18 protein-coding genes and 1 pseudogene are annotated in these 15,084 nt (G+C 71.3%); 14 read left to right on the plus strand and 5 right to left on the minus strand.

What is annotated here, in order from left to right; genetic code table 11:
• Nucleotides 1-26 precede the first annotated feature (26 nt).
• The gene (locus G3N18_RS13590; RefSeq protein WP_196384830.1) at nucleotides 27-1,379 is read right to left on the minus strand and encodes an SPFH domain-containing protein; all 1,353 of its coding nucleotides are present in this window, start codon (nucleotides 1,377-1,379) and stop codon (nucleotides 27-29) included.
• A gap of 150 nt (nucleotides 1,380-1,529) precedes the next feature.
• Here G3N18_RS13590 and G3N18_RS13595 point away from each other — a divergent pair, with 150 nt between their 5' ends.
• The 3 genes from G3N18_RS13595 (at nucleotide 1,530) to G3N18_RS13605 (ending at nucleotide 4,339) form a co-directional block, all read left to right on the plus strand.
• Nucleotides 1,530-1,904 (plus strand): DUF4870 domain-containing protein, encoded by a 375-nt coding sequence (locus G3N18_RS13595; protein WP_230404187.1) that lies wholly within the window; start codon nucleotides 1,530-1,532, stop codon nucleotides 1,902-1,904.
• A gap of 4 nt (nucleotides 1,905-1,908) precedes the next feature.
• Complete coding sequence (locus G3N18_RS13600) at nucleotides 1,909-2,853, plus strand: aldo/keto reductase (protein WP_206693253.1); 945 nt, start codon at nucleotides 1,909-1,911, stop codon at nucleotides 2,851-2,853.
• Between the two features lie 97 nt (nucleotides 2,854-2,950).
• The gene (locus tag G3N18_RS13605) at nucleotides 2,951-4,339 is read left to right on the plus strand and encodes a glycine--tRNA ligase (protein ID WP_196384815.1); all 1,389 of its coding nucleotides are present in this window, start codon (nucleotides 2,951-2,953) and stop codon (nucleotides 4,337-4,339) included.
• A 145-nt stretch (nucleotides 4,340-4,484) separates the two neighbouring features.
• On the opposite strand, the gene G3N18_RS13610 is transcribed toward G3N18_RS13605, so the two are convergent.
• Both G3N18_RS13610 and G3N18_RS13615 read right to left on the minus strand, forming a co-directional pair.
• On the minus strand, nucleotides 4,485-5,051 hold the full coding sequence (locus G3N18_RS13610; RefSeq protein ID WP_196384816.1) for an HhH-GPD-type base excision DNA repair protein: 567 nt from the start codon (nucleotides 5,049-5,051) through the stop codon (nucleotides 4,485-4,487).
• Between the two features lie 210 nt (nucleotides 5,052-5,261).
• Complete coding sequence (locus G3N18_RS13615) at nucleotides 5,262-5,678, minus strand: CobW C-terminal domain-containing protein (protein ID WP_196384817.1); 417 nt, start codon at nucleotides 5,676-5,678, stop codon at nucleotides 5,262-5,264.
• A gap of 30 nt (nucleotides 5,679-5,708) precedes the next feature.
• Here G3N18_RS13615 and G3N18_RS13620 point away from each other — a divergent pair.
• The 7 genes and pseudogenes from G3N18_RS13620 to G3N18_RS13650 form a co-directional block, all read left to right on the plus strand.
• Nucleotides 5,709-5,786, plus strand: a pseudogene (locus tag G3N18_RS13620) (50S ribosomal protein L36); the annotation flags it as partial.
• Between the two features lie 47 nt (nucleotides 5,787-5,833).
• Nucleotides 5,834-7,480, plus strand: a complete 1,647-nt coding sequence (locus G3N18_RS13625) for a protoporphyrinogen/coproporphyrinogen oxidase (RefSeq protein ID WP_338038598.1) — start codon at nucleotides 5,834-5,836, stop codon at nucleotides 7,478-7,480.
• A gap of 96 nt (nucleotides 7,481-7,576) precedes the next feature.
• Nucleotides 7,577-8,008: a hypothetical protein gene (locus G3N18_RS13630; RefSeq protein ID WP_196384820.1), complete on the plus strand. Its 432-nt coding sequence runs from the start codon at nucleotides 7,577-7,579 to the stop codon at nucleotides 8,006-8,008.
• 1 nt (nucleotide 8,009) lies between these two features.
• A complete protein-coding gene (locus G3N18_RS13635) occupies nucleotides 8,010-8,420 on the plus strand; it encodes a phage holin family protein (RefSeq protein ID WP_196384821.1) in 411 nt (136 codons plus the stop codon).
• Nucleotides 8,410-8,682: a hypothetical protein gene (locus tag G3N18_RS13640; protein ID WP_196384822.1), complete on the plus strand. Its 273-nt coding sequence runs from the start codon at nucleotides 8,410-8,412 to the stop codon at nucleotides 8,680-8,682. The genes G3N18_RS13635 and G3N18_RS13640 overlap by 11 nt, the downstream gene beginning before the upstream one ends.
• 196 nt (nucleotides 8,683-8,878) lie before the next feature.
• Nucleotides 8,879-9,682, plus strand: a complete 804-nt coding sequence (locus tag G3N18_RS13645; RefSeq protein ID WP_196384823.1) for a uroporphyrinogen-III synthase — start codon at nucleotides 8,879-8,881, stop codon at nucleotides 9,680-9,682.
• A 130-nt stretch (nucleotides 9,683-9,812) separates the two neighbouring features.
• Nucleotides 9,813-10,292: a hypothetical protein gene (locus G3N18_RS13650; protein ID WP_196384824.1), complete on the plus strand. Its 480-nt coding sequence runs from the start codon at nucleotides 9,813-9,815 to the stop codon at nucleotides 10,290-10,292.
• A 6-nt stretch (nucleotides 10,293-10,298) separates the two neighbouring features.
• On the opposite strand, the gene G3N18_RS13655 is transcribed toward G3N18_RS13650, so the two are convergent.
• Together G3N18_RS13655 and G3N18_RS13660 are read right to left on the minus strand one after the other, a co-directional pair.
• A complete protein-coding gene (locus G3N18_RS13655) occupies nucleotides 10,299-11,138 on the minus strand; it encodes an ABC-2 transporter permease (RefSeq protein ID WP_196384825.1) in 840 nt (279 codons plus the stop codon).
• The gene (locus G3N18_RS13660; protein WP_196384826.1) at nucleotides 11,135-12,214 is read right to left on the minus strand and encodes an ATP-binding cassette domain-containing protein; all 1,080 of its coding nucleotides are present in this window, start codon (nucleotides 12,212-12,214) and stop codon (nucleotides 11,135-11,137) included. The genes G3N18_RS13655 and G3N18_RS13660 overlap by 4 nt, the downstream gene beginning before the upstream one ends.
• Before the next feature lie 129 nt (nucleotides 12,215-12,343).
• On the opposite strand from G3N18_RS13660, the gene G3N18_RS13665 reads away from it, so the two are divergent.
• The 4 genes from G3N18_RS13665 to G3N18_RS13680 all read left to right on the plus strand — a co-directional run.
• Nucleotides 12,344-13,423 (plus strand): enoyl-CoA hydratase/isomerase family protein, encoded by a 1,080-nt coding sequence (locus tag G3N18_RS13665; protein ID WP_314855831.1) that lies wholly within the window; start codon nucleotides 12,344-12,346, stop codon nucleotides 13,421-13,423.
• A 7-nt stretch (nucleotides 13,424-13,430) separates the two neighbouring features.
• Entirely contained in the window at nucleotides 13,431-14,249 is an 819-nt protein-coding gene (locus G3N18_RS13670; protein ID WP_196384827.1) for an LssY C-terminal domain-containing protein, read from the plus strand.
• On the plus strand, nucleotides 14,246-14,764 hold the full coding sequence (locus G3N18_RS13675; RefSeq protein WP_196384828.1) for a hypothetical protein: 519 nt from the start codon (nucleotides 14,246-14,248) through the stop codon (nucleotides 14,762-14,764). Before G3N18_RS13670 ends, G3N18_RS13675 begins: the two co-directional genes overlap by 4 nt.
• A gap of 9 nt (nucleotides 14,765-14,773) precedes the next feature.
• Nucleotides 14,774-15,084, plus strand: a 311-nt coding sequence (locus tag G3N18_RS13680) for a J domain-containing protein (protein ID WP_196384829.1), incomplete at its 3' end; no start/stop codon positions are given.

Here is a 15,084-nt window from a genome sequence, read left to right on the forward strand (position 1 = left end):
GACCGGCCGGGCCGCGCCCCCGCCCGTCAGGCGGTCGGCTCCTCCGCGCGGGCGGGCGCCGCGGCATCTCGCGCCATGCCCTGCGCCATGCCGCGGCCTGTCGCCTGCCCCTGGATCACCTGGCGCAGGTCGATGCCCGTCGCCGCCTCGATCGCATCGAACGACGCACGCATGCTCGAGGCCGACTCCGCGGCCATGTGACTCGACGCGCCCTCCCCGCCGAGCACCGTGATCGATCCGACCTTGTCGAATCCGCGGGCGAACTCGGTCATCATCGGCACGAGCGCCTCGAGCGCGCGCTGCGCGAGCAGCGCTTCCTGGTTGTGCGAGAGTGCCTGCGCCTCGGCCTCGATCGCCGCAGCCCGCGCCTCGCCGACCAGGCGCACCGACTCGGCTTCGGCCTGTGCCCGCAGGCGCGTGGCCTCGGCCTCTTGCGCCGCGATCTGGGCGCGCGCCTCGGCGGCCTTCACCTCGCCGTAGGCGGCGGCGTCGGCCGCACGCTGACGCTCGTAGAGCGAGGCATCCGCGACCTTCTTGATGTCGGCGTCGAGCTGGGCCTGCTTGTTCTCGGCGCCTTGCAGCAGCACCGCCTGCTCGCGCTCGGCGCGGGCGAGGGCTTCGGCCTGATCGGCCTCGGCGCGGGCGCGGCCGACCTCGGCGGCGGCTGCGGCGGAGTTCTTGTCGAACGCGGTCTGCTCGACGAGGTTCGCCTCGTCGGTCGCGAGCTGGCGGGCGCGCACCTCGCGCGCCGCGTTGATGCGGGCGACCTCGGCCTCGCGGCGCACGCGCTCGACCTCGGTCGCGCCGAGCGCGTCGATGTAGCCGTTCTTGTCGGTGACGCCCTGAATCTGGAACGAGTCGAGGATGAGTCCCTGCGCGAGCAGGTCGCTCTTGATGCCCTCGGCGATCTGGTCCGACAGCTTCTGCCGGTCTTTCATGAGCTGCTCGACGGTCAGCGTCGCGACGACGCCGCGCAGCGCACCCTCGAGCTGCTCGGTCGTGAACTGCTCGATCGCGCCGTCCTGACTGAGAAAGCGCTCGGCGGCGCGGCGCACGAACTCGGGGTCTGAGCCGATCTTCACGAGCGCGACGCCCGACACGTTGACGGTGACGCCGTTGGATGCCTGCGCCGTCGGCTCCATTTTGATCTGCCGCGCGCGCAGCGAGATCATCTCGGCGCGCTGCGTCAGCGGGTTCACGAGCGCGCCGCCGCCGGTGATCACCGAGATGCGCGACGACTCTCCCGAGGCGTTCTTCTGGCTCTTGCCGACGATCACGAGCGCCTGGTCGGCCTTGGCGACCTTGTACCAGGCCCGCACCATGATGAGCAGGAAGATCAGGAGGATGATGGCGGCGACCACGGCGATCGAGATGATCACGAGCGTCCCACCGGCGGCGAAGATGTCCACGGAGCGAACCCACTTCCTTGTCGATGTCTTTCGACCGTATCGGCTCGGTCGGACGGGCACCTCCGCCGAACGGGGGAAAAGCCTGTGGTGGTGTCGGTGCCGCCCCGTAGGGTGGATGCCATGACGACGCCGCCCTACCAGCCGCCGCAGTACCCCGCCGCTCCGCAGCCGATGAACCCCGCCGACGAGCGGCTCTGGGCGACGCTCGTGCACGTCGGGGGCATCTTCTTCTACTTCGTGCCCGCGCTCATCGGGTACCTGGTGCTGAAGGATCGCGGCCCGTTCGTGCGCGCGCACACGGCGACCGCGCTGAACTTCCAGCTGACGCTCCTCATCGCCTACATCGTGAGCTCGATCCTCACGATCGTGCTGATCGGGTTCGTGCTGCTCGGCGTGATCTGGGTCGTGAACATCGTCTTCTCGGTCATCGCGGCCATCAAGGCGAACAAGGGCGAGTGGTACACCTACCCCGCCACGATCCGCTTCGTGAGCTGAGCGCATGACCGGCGTGAAGCGGGTGCCGCTCGGCGGGTCGGAGGCATCCGTCCCGAACGTCGTGCTGGGGCTCATGCGCATCGCCGACGCATCGGATGACGAGGTGCGGGCCCTCGTTCGCGCCGCGCGCGACGCCGGGATCGACTTCTTCGACCACGCCGACATCTACGGGCCGGGGCTGCACGCGTGCGAGCGTCGCTTCGCCGAGGCGCTGCGACTGACCCCCGCCGAGCGTGCCGGGATCACGATCCAGTCGAAGGCCGGCATCGTGAAAGACGGCCCGTACTACGACTTCTCATACGACCACCTCGTGCGCTCGGTCGAGGGGTCGCTCGAGGCGCTGCAGACCGACTACCTCGACATCCTGCTGCTGCACCGCCCCGACCCGCTCGTCGAACCCGACGAGGTCGCGCGCGCGTTCGATCACCTCGAGCAGTCCGGCAAGGTGCGCGCGTTCGGTGTCTCGAACCACACTCCGCGCCAGCTCGACCTGCTGCGCGCGTCGGTGCGCCAGCCGATCGTGGCGAACCAGCTGCAGCTGTCGATCGTGCACGCCCCGATCATCGCGCAGGGGGTCGCGGCCAACAGGTCGGGCCTGGCCCAGGCGATCACCGAAGACGGCGGCGGCATCGTCGACTACTGCCGCGTGAACGACATCACGATCCAGGCCTGGTCTCCCGTGCAGTCGGGGGCGGATGCCGGGGTGTTCCTCGGCTCCGAGACGTACCCCGAGCTGAACGCCGTGATCGACCGGCTCGCGGCGCAGTACGACGTGCCGCCGATCGCGATCGCGACGGCCTGGATCACCCGCCACCCCGCGGGTATGCAGGTCGTCCTCGGCACCACCACGCCCGAGCGCGTCACCGCTGCGGCGCAGGGCTCCGACCTCGCGCTGACCAGGCCCGAGTGGTACGAGCTGTTCCGCGCCGCGGGCCACCGCGTGCCCTGAGCCGGCCCGGCTAGAATCGAGTGATGCCGCGCGGTCCGTCCGCTGAGGCATCCCTCGTCTTCTGCGCATCGCGCACCCACGACCATTGGAGCCACCCGTGGCCGAGCAGTCTCGTCTCGACAAAGTCATCGCCCTCGCCCGCCACCGCGGGTTCGTGTTCCAGGCGGGTGAGATCTACGGCGGGTCGCGCTCGGCATGGGACTACGGCCCCCTCGGCACCGAGCTGAAAGAGAACATCCGCCGGCAGTGGTGGCAGACGTTCGTGCGCGGCCGCGCCGACATGGTGGGCCTCGACTCGTCGATCATCCTGCCCAAGCGCGTGTGGGAGGCATCCGGTCACGTCGCGACGTTCACCGACCCGCTCGTCGAGTGCCTGAGCTGCCACAAGCGCTTCCGCGAAGACACGCTGATCGAAGACTTCGAGGCGCGCAAGGGCCGCAAGGCCGAGAACGGCCTCGCCGACATCCCGTGCCCGAACTGCGGCACGAAGGGGCAGTACACCGAGCCGAAGGCGTTCTCGGGTCTCGTGAAGACCTACCTCGGTGTCGTCGACGACGAGAGCGGCCTGTACTTCCTGCGGCCCGAGACGGCGCAGGGCATCTTCGTGAACTTCGCGAACGTGCTCACCGCCTCGCGCAAGAAGCCGCCGTTCGGCATCGGCCAGGTCGGCAAGGCGTTCCGCAACGAGATCACGCCCGGCAATTTCATCTTCCGCACCCGCGAGTTCGAGCAGATGGAGATCGAGTTCTTCACCCCGCCCGCCGAGGCGGACGAGTGGTTCGAGCACTGGGTCGCCGCGTGCTGGAACTGGTTCATCGACCTCGGCATCGACCCCGAGAACATGCGCCAGTTCGACGTGCCGAAAGAAGACCGCGCGCACTACTCGGCCGGCACGATCGACGTCGAGTACCGCTTCGGCTTCCCGGGCAAGGAATGGGGCGAGCTCATGGGCGTCGCCAACCGCACCGACTACGACCTGAACTCGCACATCGAGGCGTCGGGTCAGAAGCTGCAGTACTTCGACCAGGCATCCGGTTCGACCTACGTGCCGTACGTGATCGAGCCTTCGTTCGGTCTGACGCGCGCGATGATGGCGTTCCTCGTCGACAGCTACCGCGAAGAAGAGGTGCCCAACGCCAAGGGCGGCAGCGATACCCGCACGGTGCTGAAGCTCGACCCGCGCCTCGCCCCCGTCAAGGTCGCGGTGCTGCCGCTGTCGCGCAACGAACGGCTCTCGCCGCTCGCTCGCCAGGTCGCCGATTCGCTGCGCGCGCAGGGCTGGAACGTCGACTTCGACGACGCCGGCGCGATCGGCCGCCGCTACCGCCGCCAAGACGAGATCGGCACCCCGTTCTGTGTCACGGTCGACTTCGACTCGCTCGACGACAACGCCGTGACCGTGCGCGACCGCGACACCATGGCGCAGGAGCGCATCTCGCTCGACGCCCTGGTCGGCTACCTCGGCGAGCGCCTGCTCGGCGCCTGAGTCGGGTTCTCGTACGGGGGTTGTCCCGCTTCGGTGGGGGTTGTCCCAGTTGGGGTGGGGGTTGTCCCGAAAGCGGCTGGATTGGGGCGCCCAGGCCGACCATTTGTGGGACATGGATGCGGGGGTGGCGCCTCGGCCGGAGGGGTCAGCCCTTGGCGGCGGCCTTTGCGGCGCGCTTGAACTCGCGCACCTTGGTCAGGCTCTCGGGCGAGGTGATGTCGGCGACCGAGCGGAACGAGCCGTCTTCGCCGTAGGGGGCGGATGCCTCGCGCCAGCCCGCTCCGGTGAAGCCGTACTGCTTACCGAGGAGCGCGAGGAAGATCTTCGCCTTCTGCTCGCCGAAGCCCGGCAGGGCCTTGAGTCGCTTCAGCACGGTCGCGCCGTCGGGGTCGCCCTCGGTCCATAGCGCCGCGGCGTCGCCGCCCCAGTCGTCGACGAGCGTCTGGCACAGCGACTGCACGCGCGCCGCCATCGAGCCCGGAAAGCGGTGCACCGCAGGCGTCTCTTTGAAGACGGATGCCAGGGCGTCGGGATCGTACGAGGCGAGTGCCGCGGCATCCATCGATCCGGTGCGCTGCTCGATCTTCAGCGGCCCGGTGAAGGCCGTCTCCATCGCGATCTGCTGGTCGAGAAGCATGCCGACCAGGAGCGCCAGCGGATTGTCGGTGAGCAGTTCGTCGGCGGCGGCGTCGTCGGTGATGTGCAGGGCCATGGCATCCATCGTCGCACCTCGGTTCGAACCGCGCTGTGTTCGGAAAGCAGGGGGAAACGCGTCTTCGGCGGGCTAGCGGGGCGCCGCGCGCCGGTTCACCCTGCTTTCGGAACGCGAAGCGGCCGCGCGCGAAGGGGAGAACGCCCCTCATCTCCATAATCAGTGCGCACGTTTCGCACGTCGTCGCCGATGGGCCCTGTGCGGGTCGGGTCAGTCCGCCCGATCGGTGGCCGTCTGCCACGTCGGGAACGGGTCGACGAACCGCGCCCAGACGGTCGGACCCGCGGCCAGCTCGGCATCGGTCAGTGCGGCGTCGTCGAGCGCGGCGGCGAGCCGGTCTTCGGCGAGGTGCAGGCCGATGAGGGTCAGATCCTGCCCGACCGAGAGCAACTCGTCGTCATCTGCCAGGCGCGTGTCGTCGCTGAGGGGAGTCAGGGTGAACATCTGACCGGTGTGCTCCCACCGCGCGGTGATCTGCGGGCGGGTCGCGAGACGGTAGAACCCGGCGGAGCGCACGACGACGCCGAACTCGCCCTGCCCGATCCGGTCGAGCACCGCCATGAGTCGCCCGGGATGCAGGGGGCGCACCTGTTCATAGCGGAAGGCGCTGACGCGGGCGTCGGTCATATGTGCAGCGAAGTCGTCGTTGAGCACGCTGCGCAGGTCGTTCGCCGCCGCAGACGGGTCTACGTCATCAACAAGCTCAACCCGAGATTCAAGGGGCGGCAGGGGTGAATCGTCCATCCAGCGACCAGCCCGGAACCCCGCTCTGATCGGGAGCGGTGACGGCCTCGACCGGAGCGCGGCCCGCGCGATGCGAGGATGGACGCATGGCCGACTCGACCGACACCGGGCACGGCGCCGACGCGCTGCTGCGAGCCCGGCGCACCCGCGTCACCGTCGTCGGCGGGGGTGTGGCGGGGCTCGTCGCGGCCCTCGAGTGGGCGAAGATCGGCGCGCACGTCACGGTGTGCGAAGCCGGCGGGCGGCTCGGCGGCGCCCTCGAGACCGCCGACCTCGATGGCATTCCGATCGACCTCGTCGCCGACGCGTTCTCGCTCTCGGCACCGGCGCTCGACGGGCTCATCGACGACCTGCGCCTGCGCGACCGGGTCGAAGAGGCCACGCCGCTGCCAGTCGTGCTCGCGGGAGCGCCCGGGCGAGCGAGCGGGATCGTGCCGCTGCCCGAGCAGACCGTGCTCGGCATCCCCGCGAACCCCTGGGCCGACGACGTGCGCCGCGTGATCGGGTGGAGCGGTGCGTGGCGCGCCTACCTCGACCGCCTGCGCCCGCCGCTGACCATCGGGCACGAGCGCAGCCTCGGGCGCCTCGTGCGCCAGCGCATGGGCGACCGGGTCGCAGACCGCCTCGTCGCGCCCGTCACGCGGGGCCTCTACGGGGTCGGCCCCGACGAGGTCGACGTCGAAGCGGCAGCCCCCGGGCTCAGCACCGCGCTCACCCGCACCGGGTCTCTCGCCGGCGCGGTGTTCGACCTGCTTCCGCCGGAGGGTCACGCGTCCGCGCGCCGCGCGACCCTGCGTGGAGGGTTCGGTGCCCTCGCCACCGCGCTCGCCGAGCGGCTGCTCGACCTCGGCGCCGACCTGCGCGTCGGGCACCCCGTCACCTCGATCGCGCCCGGCCCCGACGGCACCTGGACGGTGCGGGCCGCGCCGGTGGATGGTGCGATGGATGCCGAGGCCACCGCCGCGCCCGACGGTGAGCCCTTCCCTGATCCCGCTGCCCGGCCCGCCGCCGACTCCGGCGCCGCCGACCTGACCCTCGATGCGGACGTCGTCATCGTCGCGACGGGCGCGGCAGCCGCCACCGCGCTCCTCAGCGGGCTCGGCGTCGAGGTCTCGGCGCACCCCGCTCCCGTGCGCGACGTCGTCGACCTCGTCGTCGGAGCGAGCGCCCTCGCCGCCGGGGCGCGGGCGGTCTACCCCGTCGCCGCCGGAGGTGAAACCGCAGCGCGCGCACCACTTGCCACGAACCCGCCCGCCGCGCTCTCCGTCACCTTCCCGAGCGCGGAGTGGCCCTGGCTCGGCGCCGCCGCGGGGCCCGAGCGCCAGGTCATGCGGGTGACGCTCGCCGCCGACGCGACCCATTCCGATGCCGCGACGATCGACGCCGCGGTCGCCGCAGCGAGCGCCCTGCTCGGCACGCCACTCGGCTCGCCGCGCGCGGCGGCGCGGCGAACGATCGTGCTCGAACCACCGGCATCCGTCATCGGTCACGACGACCGGGTCGCCGCGCTGCGCGGTGCGGTGGCGGCGCGCCCCGGCCTCGCGATCGTCGGGGCGTGGGTGTCGGGGGGAGGCGTCGCGCAGGTCGTCGCCGACGCCGTGGCCGAGACCGACCGGGTGCGCAGCGCGGTGCTCTGGGGCCCACCGGCAGACCCCGACGACGCCGACCCGACCGCGGCCCGCTAGCAGGGGCCGCACCCGGGCGCAACCGCGGATGCCGAAATCGGCATACGGGACTAACCTGGGACGACATCACCATCGCTTTCGACTGTGAGGGGCACCATGAGAGGCAAGATCGGGATCGTCGTGGGGCTCGCGGCGGGGTACGTCCTCGGCGCACGCGCCGGCCAGGAGCGCTACGAGCAGATCAAGACGGGCTTTCTGAAGGTGTGGAACACCGAGCCCGTGCAGAAGCAGGTCACCAAGGCGAAGGAGCTCGGCACGTCGGCCGCGTTCGCCCTGCCGAGCGCGCTGTGGGACGGCGCCGTGAAGGTGACCAAGGCCGCCTCGAAGTCGGGAACTCCCGGCCAGAAGCTCGACTCGGCGCTCAAGGCCGGTCAGGATTCGTCGGACGAGATCGCCCGCGGCGCCGAGAAGACCGCCGCCGAGGTCAAGAAGACCGCCGACAAGGCCGCCGCCGACGCGAAGCGCACCGCGGCTGCCAAGAGCTCGACGTCGCGGACCACCGCCGCCAAGAAGGCCGCGGACGCCTGAGATGACCACGCCTCGCGGATTCCGCGATCGCTCCGACGACAGCCTGTTCACGCTGATCGGAGAGGTCCCCGAGCTCGTACGCAACCTCGTCGTCGCCGAGATCGACTCGGCGAAGAAGTGGGTCAAGTCCGTCGGCAAGCAGGCGGGTCTCGGTGGCGCGTGGTTCGTCGTCGCGCTGTTCTTCCTGTTCTGGCTGATCCCGGCACTCGGCGCGTTCACCATCATCGGTCTGTCGTCGTGGATGCCTGCATGGCTGGCATCCCTCATCGTCGTCGCCTTGTTCCTGGTGATCATCGTCGTGGCGGCGCTGCTCGGACTGCAGCGGTTCAAAAAGCTCTCGAAGCGCGAGAACCCGGCGAAGTCGATCACCGTAGACGCCCGCATCGTGAAGGACGTGGTAGATGAGTATTGAGTCCCCCGTGCCCCGTACGGCTGTGCCGCTCGGGATCACCGACCCGGTCGAGAGCGCCCGCGCCGAGCTGAAGGCGGCGCTGTCGGCGATCGAAGAGAAGACCAACCTGCCCAAGCAGGTCGCGCGCAAGACCGACGAGGTCGTGTCGAGCGCCCGCGGGTTCGCGCGGCGCAATCCGACCGGAGCCGCGGCCGCGGTGGTCGGGGTCGCCGCAGCAGTCGGTGTGATCGTCTGGGGGATCGTCCGGCTGTACACCCGGTAACCACCGGAGACACCCCGCGATCGGTACGACCGGCCGGGGGTATGCTCGTGTACCAGGCAGTGGCGATGACGCGCAGGCTGCCGGCCCCGCCGACCGGAGTCGTGCAGTCCCGATCTGCACCGCAGGCGGCACCCGGGCCCGACCGAGTCGGACGCGCGAATCCCGTGCGCCCGACGCCGCACCACGAGAGTCGAGCATGAACGCAGATCTGCAGGCCGCGACGGCCGCGAAGCCCCTCAAGGGCTGGCGTGTGCTCGTGCCGCGGGGCGGTCCGTGGGGCGACTCGGTGGCCGCCACCCTGCGCGCGCAGGGCGCTGTTCCCGTCATCGCGCCCCTCATCAACTTCGCCCCCTCGACCGATCAAGACACGCTCGAGGCCGCCCTCGCCGACCTCACCGCGGGCGCCTTCGACTGGGTGACCCTCACGAGTGCCACGACCGTCGACGTGCTCTACGCATATCGCGCGCAGATCCCCGCCACGACCCGCGTCGCGGCCGTCGGCGAGACGACCGCCGCCGCCCTCGCCGCGGTCGGCTATCGCGTCGACCTCGTGCCCGACGACGACAACTCGGCCGCCGGTATGGCCGCGCAGCTGATCGACCTCGAGCCCGAGCCGCGGCGCATCTTGACGCTGCGGAGCGAGATCGCCAAGCCCGTGCTCACGCGCCGCCTCACCGACGCGGGGCACGATGTGCGCAGCGTCGTCGCCTATCGCACCGTCGGGGTGCCGGTCACCGATCGCATCGCGCACGACGTCGAAACCGGGCGCATCAACGCGATCCTCGTCACGAGCGGGTCGGTCGCCGAACAGGTGCGCCTGCAGTTCCCCGAGATCCCGGCATCCACCATCATCGCCGCCATCGGGCCGCGCACTGCCAAAGATGCCCGCAAGGCGGGCCTCGGCGTCAACGCCATCGCCCGTGAGCAGACCGTCGACGGACTCATCGCCGCGGTGCAGAAGTTTCCGCTGCCGCACGCGACCGACGAGTTCGCCGTCTGACCCAGGAGGTCTGATTCGCGCGGTCTGATTCGCGACGCGTGATTCGCGCGGTCTGACCCCCGGTGCCCGCCCGCGGATCGTTGCGGGTCTGTGAGCATTCCGGAATATGGACGCTGGCAGACTGAAACGCATGGTGACGCTGCTGCTCGATGCGACCCGCCTCGAGGTCGTGCTCTCGTCGTTCGAGCGGACGCTCGCGCGGCGCAGTGAGCCGGTGCGGGTCGAGCGCTCGCACATCAGCAAGGTGCAGCTCACCGACGACGCCTGGACGTGGCTGCGCGGCGTGCCGAACCCCGGTACGCGCGTGCGCGGCACGGTCGCGATGGGCACGTGGCGTTCGGCGGGAGCGGCCGACTTCGTGGTGGTGCGCCGGAGGCACGCGGCCGTCGTGATCGACCTCGACGGAGACCCCGAGTTCGAGCGCCTCGTGCTGACGACACGGCACGGGCTCGCGCTCGTGCAGGCGCTGCACCTCGAGACCGACGACGCGGCGACCGAGGTCACCGAGATCGTCGCCGCGGCCGGCGATGCACCGCTCGCCTCGGCGGGTGCCACGAAGCCCGCGCGCGCCCCGAGGCCGCGCCGCGCCCCCAAACCCGCGACGGCGTGACCGGGGTCAGCTGACGTCGCGCCGCCAGCTGACGAGCCATCCGAGCACCAAGAAGACGACCGCGTAGCCGAGCATGAGCAGCCCGCCGACCCACCATTCCAGACCGCTGTCGGTCACGCCGCCCAGGTTCGTGTAGATGCTGGCGCCGACGAGGGTGTCGGATGCCGCGCCGGGCAGATACCTCGTCACGTCGGAGAGTCCGTCGACGAACGCTGCCACGGTGCGCAGGATCGGCTCGATGAACTGCGTGAATGCGAGCACGCCGACGACCGCCGCGACCTGGTTGCGTACGAGCGTGCCGACGCCGATCCCGATCAGCACCCACAGGATGAACGCGATCGCCATACGCCCGATGAGGGCCCAGGTGTCGGACGAGCCGAGCTGCGTGTCGATGTCGAACGCGGCCAGCAGGGCCGCACCGACGCCGACCGCCGCGACGATCGCGAGCGCCGCGTACAGCGCCCCCATCACGACGCCCGCGGCGACCTTTCCCGCGAGCGCGAAGCCCCGCCGCGGGGTCGCGAGGAACGTCGGGGTGAGTGTCTTGTGGCGGAACTCGCCCGTCACGAGCAGCGTGCCGATCAGCAGCGGGAAGACGTATCCGACCGCCGTGGCGATGCTGTAGATCACCGGGGGCAGAATCTCGGGCGCGAGAGCCGGGCCGTTCGCCGCTTCGGGCGGGAGCGCGCCCGAAGCCAGGGCGCCGAAGGTTCCGGCGAGCCCGCCGGCGGTGACGGCGACGTAGACGAACAGCACGAGCCCGAGAATCCACCACATCGAGGTGGTGAACTGCTTGGTCAGCTCGGAGCGCGTCGAGTTCGCGAGCGAGGAGCGGCCCTGGGTCATCGCAGCTCACCTCCCTCGGCGGTCGTGTCGGGTTCGACGGCGGGTTCGGGGTCGGGTTCTGGCTCTGAAGCGGGCTCGGGCGTCGCCTCGGGCTGCGGATCGGGTTCGGATGCCGCGGCCGGCGCCTCGGCATCCACCGCAGCGCCCTCGGCAGACGGCGCCCCCGCGACCGACGCGTGCACGCGCGTGCCGTTGACGAGGTCGAGGAAGACCTCTTCGAGCGCGGGGCCCTTGCGTTGCAGGTTCGAAAGGGCGATGCCGGCGGCGGCGGCGATCGCGCCGAGCTGGGCCGGGTCGGCGGCGCGCACGGTGAAACCGGTGCGCAGCGGGTCGTAGACGATGCCGGCCGCGTCGAGCGCGTGCGCGAGGGCGGCCCGGTCGGGCGAGTCGATGACCGTGGCGTAGTCGCTCTCTTGAGTGAGCCCGGCCATGTCGCCCTCGTAGACGAGGCGCCCGCGCGAGATGATCAGCAGCGACGACACCGTCTGCTGCACCTCGGCGAGCATGTGCGACGAGACGAGCACCGTGCGCCCCTCGCGCGCCAGTTCGCGGAGGAACCCGCGCAGCCATTTGATGCCCTCGGGGTCGAGGCCGTTCGCGGGCTCGTCGAGCACGAGCACACCCGGGTCGCCGAGCAGGGTGTAGGCGAGCCCCAACCGCTGGCGCATGCCGAGCGAGAACCCGCCGACCTTGCGCCCCGCGACGTCGGCGAGCCCGACGAGCCCGAGCACCTCGTCGACGCGCGACGTGGGCAGTCCCGCCGCCTGCGCATACACCTTCAGGTGATTGGCCGCCGTGCGGCCGGGGTGGAAGCTGGATGCCTCGAGCGCCGCCCCCACCGTCTGCAACGGGCTGGTGAGCTCGGCGTAGCGCTTGCCGCCGATCGTGGCGGTGCCCGAGGTCGCCGAGACGAGTCCGAGCAGAATGCGCAGGCTCGTCGTCTTGCCGGCGCCGTTCGGGCCGAGAAACCCCGTGACCGTGCCGGGCTCGACGCGGGCGGTGAGCCCGTCGACGGCGGCGATCTGGCCGAAGCGCTTCGTCACGTCGGTGAACTCGAGGACATGTCCTTCGGGCATCGGCGGCCTCTCATCGGCGGTGGCGGTCTCTCCATCCTGGCCGATGACCCGCTCGGCGGAGGGATGCCGCGCCCACGGGCATCGTCTCGACACCGGCCGCGCTGGCCGCCGCCGAGTAACGTGGGTCGCGTGAGCAGCCCCGACGTCACCGCGCCCGAGCCCACCGTCCTCGCACGCGCCGACCGGGGGGTGGGGCACCTCACCCTCAACCGGCCCCGCGCGATCAACGCGCTCGATCTCGACATGATCGTGCAGCTGAGTGCGGCGCTGGATGCCTGGCAGCACGACCCCGACATCGACGTCGTGCTGCTCGACGGCGCGGGCGACCGGGGGCTGTGCGCCGGCGGCGACGTGCGAGGGCTGCGCGAGCAGATCATCGAGGGGCGTGGGGACGACGTCGGCGTCTTCTTCCGCGCCGAGTACGCGTTGAACGCCCGCATCGCCGAGTACCCGAAACCCATCGTCGCGATCGCCGACGGGGTCACGATGGGCGGCGGCATCGGCCTCGCCGGCCACGCCGCGGTGCGCATCGTGACCGAGCGCTCGCGCCTGGCCATGCCCGAGACGCGGATCGGCTTCACCCCCGACGTCGGCGGATCGTGGCTGCTCGCGCGGGCGCCCGGCCGCACCGGCGAGTACCTCGCCCTGACGGGCGGAACGATGGATGCCTCCGACGCGATCTACGCCGGCTTCGCCGACGCGTTCGTGCCGAGCGACCGGCTCACCGACCTCTGCGATGCGCTGCTCACCCGCGCCGACCCGGCGACGCCCGCCGAGCTCGTGCTGCTCTTCGACGAGACGCCCGAGCCCTCGCGCCTCGCCGCGGCGCGCCCCTGGATCGACGACGCGTTCGCGGCCGGGACCGTCGCCGAGATCATCGAGCGGCTGCGCGCGCGGCCCGAGCCCGAGGCATCCGCCACCGCCGACGAGCTCGACGCGCTCTCGCCGACGGCGCTCACCGTGACCCTCGCCGCCGTCCGCGCAGCGCGGGAGCTGCCGAGCCTCCGCGCCGCGCTCGCGCAGGAGTACGGACTCGTGCTGTGGTTCGCCGCGACCCAGGCCGACCTCGTCGAAGGCATCCGCGCGCAGCTCGTCGACAAAGACCGCGACCCGCACTGGAACCCGACCACGCTCGAGGCCGTGGCGCCGGGCCTCGCCGCCGCGGCGCTCGCGTCGGTGCCCGCCGAGCCGCTGTGGGGTGCGGAGTGACCGCACGATGAGCGGCGCCCGCCGCGCGAGGCGCTGGTCGGTCGGCACCGCCGTCGACCAGTTCTTCTTCGTGTTCGCGGGGGTCGCGGCGATCTGGCTCGCGTACCTCAGCTTCACCGAGACGTTCACGCTCGGGTGGTGGGGGATCGCTGCCGGCATCGTCTTCTGGGTGCTGCTGGCCTACCTCGTGCTGCCGCGGCTGCACCGCATCCTCACCACGATCTACGTGCCCGACTACTTCATCGGGCGGGCGCGCACGAGCGACGGCCTGCTCGGCGACCCGATCAACCTCGCGTTCATGGGCGACGAAGCGCAGCTGCACGCCGCGCTGCGGGCGGCGGGCTGGGTGCAGGCCGACCCGGTGAACCTCGGTACCTCGTGGCGCATCGTCACCTCGACCCTGCGCCGGCGCAGCTACGACGAAGCTCCGGTCAGCCCGCTGTTCCTCTTCGGCCGGCAGCAGGACTTCGCGTACCAGCAAGAGGTCGACGCGAGCCCCGAGAAGCGTCATCACGTGCGCTTCTGGCGCTGCCCCGAGGGGTGGCTGCTGCCCGGCGGGCGGCGCGTCGACTGGCTCGCCGCGGGCACGTTCGACACGGCGGTGGGCCTTTCGCTGTTCACGCTGCAGGTCACCCACCGCATCGACGCCGACACCGACATCGAACGCGACCACATCGTCGCCACGGTGCGGGCGGGCGACCCGCGTGTCGACGTCGAGGTGCTGCGCGACTTCTCGACCGGGTATCACTCGCGCAACGGCGGCGGCGACAGCATCCGCACCGACGGCGACCTGCCGATCGTCGATGTGCGGCAGGTGGTCGCGTGAGCGCGCCGGGGCCGGCGCAGCGCCCCGCCTATGAGCCGATCGACCGGCTGCTGCGGCCGACGCCGTACGACCCCGACATGCGGCGCCCGGCGACGACGGTCGCCGGGGCGTGTCTGGTGCTGCTCGGTGCCGTCGTCAGCGTGCTGTCGATGGTCGACATCGCCACGAACTGGCATACCTACCTGAAATCGATCGTGCTCGAGATCGGCGGGGCGGTGCCGACGCCCGACGTGGTCAACGCCTCGCTCGCGGTGATCCTCGGCGTCATCGGCGTGACGGCGGTCGTCGAACTGGTGTGCGGGCTGCTGATCCTGCGCGGCAGCAACGCCGCACGCGTGCTCGTGATGATCGTCTCGGCGATCTCGATCTCGGCCGCGTTCGTCAGCTGGTGGGCGCGCGATCAAGAGATCACGCTGCAGACGACGCTCCTCTCGCTAGCCGTCGACATTCTGGTGCTGCTCGCCCTGTCGAGTCGCAGCGCCGCCGCCTACGCCCGCCGCCGCGAGAAGCACTGAGGATCGCCCATGTTCGACAGTCCGCTCTCGGCTTCGGCCTACGAGGTGCTGCAGGTCGTGCCCGACATCTCGGACGACGAACTGCGCAAGGCCTATCGCCTGCGTCTGCGCCAGACCCACCCCGACACCGGCGGCGACGCCGTGCTGTTCGTGCAGGTGCAACGCGCGTGGGAGCTCGTCGGCACGGCCGACGCGCGCGCCGCGTACGACCGCGGGCACGGCTTCGCCGACGTGCGGTACGCCCCCGAGTGGTATGCGGGCGGCACGGATGCCGCGGACTCGGGCGGTGGCGCGGGCGGCGACTCGGGCGCGGGCGGGTG

This window comes from Microbacterium paulum (assembly GCF_015707995.1).
Lineage (GTDB): Bacteria > Actinomycetota > Actinomycetes > Actinomycetales > Microbacteriaceae > Microbacterium > Microbacterium paulum.

Excerpts from the sequence above, each read along its gene's own strand:
- G3N18_RS13595 (WP_230404187.1), top strand. The coding sequence starts at position 1,530 with ATGACGACGCCGCCCTACCAGCCGCCGCAGTACCCCGCCGCTCCGCAG.
- G3N18_RS13600 (WP_206693253.1), top strand. The coding sequence starts at position 1,909 with ATGACCGGCGTGAAGCGGGTGCCGCTCGGCGGGTCGGAGGCATCCGTC.
- G3N18_RS13610 (WP_196384816.1), bottom strand. The coding sequence starts at position 5,051 with ATGGCCCTGCACATCACCGACGACGCCGCCGCCGACGAACTGCTCACC.
- G3N18_RS13615 (WP_196384817.1), bottom strand. The coding sequence starts at position 5,678 with ATGACCGACGCCCGCGTCAGCGCCTTCCGCTATGAACAGGTGCGCCCC.
- G3N18_RS13630 (WP_196384820.1), top strand. The coding sequence starts at position 7,577 with ATGAGAGGCAAGATCGGGATCGTCGTGGGGCTCGCGGCGGGGTACGTC.
- G3N18_RS13635 (WP_196384821.1), top strand. The coding sequence starts at position 8,010 with ATGACCACGCCTCGCGGATTCCGCGATCGCTCCGACGACAGCCTGTTC.
- G3N18_RS13640 (WP_196384822.1), top strand. The coding sequence starts at position 8,410 with ATGAGTATTGAGTCCCCCGTGCCCCGTACGGCTGTGCCGCTCGGGATC.
- G3N18_RS13645 (WP_196384823.1), top strand. The coding sequence starts at position 8,879 with ATGAACGCAGATCTGCAGGCCGCGACGGCCGCGAAGCCCCTCAAGGGC.
- G3N18_RS13650 (WP_196384824.1), top strand. The coding sequence starts at position 9,813 with ATGGTGACGCTGCTGCTCGATGCGACCCGCCTCGAGGTCGTGCTCTCG.
- G3N18_RS13655 (WP_196384825.1), bottom strand. The coding sequence starts at position 11,138 with ATGACCCAGGGCCGCTCCTCGCTCGCGAACTCGACGCGCTCCGAGCTG.
- G3N18_RS13660 (WP_196384826.1), bottom strand. The coding sequence starts at position 12,214 with ATGCCCGAAGGACATGTCCTCGAGTTCACCGACGTGACGAAGCGCTTC.
- G3N18_RS13670 (WP_196384827.1), top strand. The coding sequence starts at position 13,431 with ATGAGCGGCGCCCGCCGCGCGAGGCGCTGGTCGGTCGGCACCGCCGTC.